Genomic DNA, 1541 nt, shown 5'->3' with positions numbered 1-1541 from the left:
CTGCTGCTGCGGATGCTGCATCGGGCCTTCCTCGGAGGTCCCGGCGAGCTGACCGGCCGGGTCGGCGACGTACGCCCCCATGAGCTGGCCGCGATCGCGCCGCTGCTGGCCCTCTCCCTGGTCATCGGCGTCGCGCCGCGCTGGCTGCTCGACGTGATCGAGCCGGCCGCCCGCGCCGTCGTGACGCTGGTCGGCCGATGAACCCCCTCGCCCTCCTCCCCGAACTGCTGGTCCTGACGGGCGCGGTGGCCGGGCTGGTCACCGGGCTGTTCGTGCCGCGCGACCGGCAGCGGGTGGTGGCCTGGATCAACGCGATCGCCCTGGCGGGGGCGGTGGCCGCCCTCGGCGCGATCCTCATGGCGGGGACGGCGGACCTGCTCGTGCTCGTGGCGGCGTACCTGCCGGCGAGCATCCCCGCGTACGCGCTGGCCGGGTTCGCCAAGGACGCTCCCGGCACCGAGGCGGCGCTGAAGTACTACCTGATGGGCGCGTTCCTCGGCATCTGCCTGCTGGCGGGCGTCACCCTCGCGTACGGCTCCTCGGGCGCCACCGCGTACGGACAGGTGCGCGCCCCGGCCGTGGCCGCGGTGCTGCTGCTCGGCGGATTGCTGTTCAAGGCCGGGGGAGTGCCCGCGCACTTCTGGGTGCCCGACGTGGCGGAGGGGGCGTCGCGGCCGGTGGCGGTGTTCGCGGCCAAGGTGCTGATGTTCGCGGCGGCCTGGGACGGCGGGCTGGCGTGGCTGGCGGTGGTGGCCGCGGTCAACACCGTGGCCAGCGTCTTCTACTACCTGCGCTGGATCCGGCCGGTGTTCGCCGGCGCCGCGGAGGGGCCGCCGCCGGTGGGGCGGGGCGCGGTCGCGCTGGTCGCCGCCGCCGCTTCGCTCCTGCTCGGCGTGGCGGCGGGCGCGGCCCTCCTCGCGGCCTGACAGGTCAGCGCATTCTCACGATCAGACGGCGGATCTTGCGCAGGTCGCGCAGGCGGTGCTCGTACGTCGCGCCCGTGAACAGCAGGAACGCGCCCGCCACCGCGATCGGCAGCCAGCGCGGGCCCTGGCCCACGAACGCGGCCAGCGCGGGCGCGAACTCCTGCGCCGCCGTCACCACCAGCACGATCCCGCCCAGGATCAGCGGCGCCTGCAACCGGGCCCGCGCGCCGGCCAGGGTGGCGGCGAACGCGGCCACGCCGAGCAGCAGCGGGCGGGCCAAACCGGGGTCGTGCCAGGTGGCGTACAGGCTGGGCAGGAACGTCAGCGCCAGCGCGGTGCCGTACCCCGTCCAGGAAGAGACGCCCGGGTCGCGCCGCCTGACCAGCCACGCCGCGATCAGCCCGGCCACCGACAGCGGCACCGTGTACGCCTCGGGAGCGGTCACGCCGGAGAGCGCCAGCCGCAGCCACAGGGCGAGCTGCAGCAGCGCCAGCCCCGGCCATACGGCCCGCCGCCGATCCCGGCGCAGGGCGACGGCGAGCGCCAGCACACCGCAGCACGCCAGCGCCACGCACAGGAACGCCGGATCCGGGGCGACCATGACCACCGACACCC

General features: G+C 75.8%; 2 protein-coding genes and 1 pseudogene. 2 read left to right on the top strand and 1 reads right to left on the bottom strand.

The annotated features are described in order from the left end of the window. Both E1286_RS47170 and E1286_RS47165 read left to right on the top strand, forming a co-directional pair. A pseudogene (locus E1286_RS47170) lies at window positions 1-201 on the top strand (NADH-quinone oxidoreductase subunit M); the annotation flags it as partial. Next, on the top strand, window positions 198-926 hold the full coding sequence (locus E1286_RS47165) for a proton-conducting transporter transmembrane domain-containing protein (RefSeq protein WP_132623932.1): 729 nt from the start codon (window positions 198-200) through the stop codon (window positions 924-926). The pseudogene E1286_RS47170 and the gene E1286_RS47165, both read left to right, overlap by 4 nt. Window positions 927-930: 4 nt before the next feature. Here E1286_RS47165 and E1286_RS48730 read toward each other — a convergent pair. Next, a partial coding sequence (locus E1286_RS48730) for an SCO7613 C-terminal domain-containing membrane protein (RefSeq protein WP_425464805.1) occupies window positions 931-1541 on the bottom strand: 611 nt, incomplete at its 5' end.

The sequence above is a fragment of the Nonomuraea terrae genome (genome assembly GCF_004348995.1).
GTDB lineage: Bacteria > Actinomycetota > Actinomycetes > Streptosporangiales > Streptosporangiaceae > Nonomuraea > Nonomuraea terrae.
The sequence above is the reverse complement of the archived record's forward strand: the minus strand, read 5'-3'. Positions and strand labels throughout refer to the sequence as shown.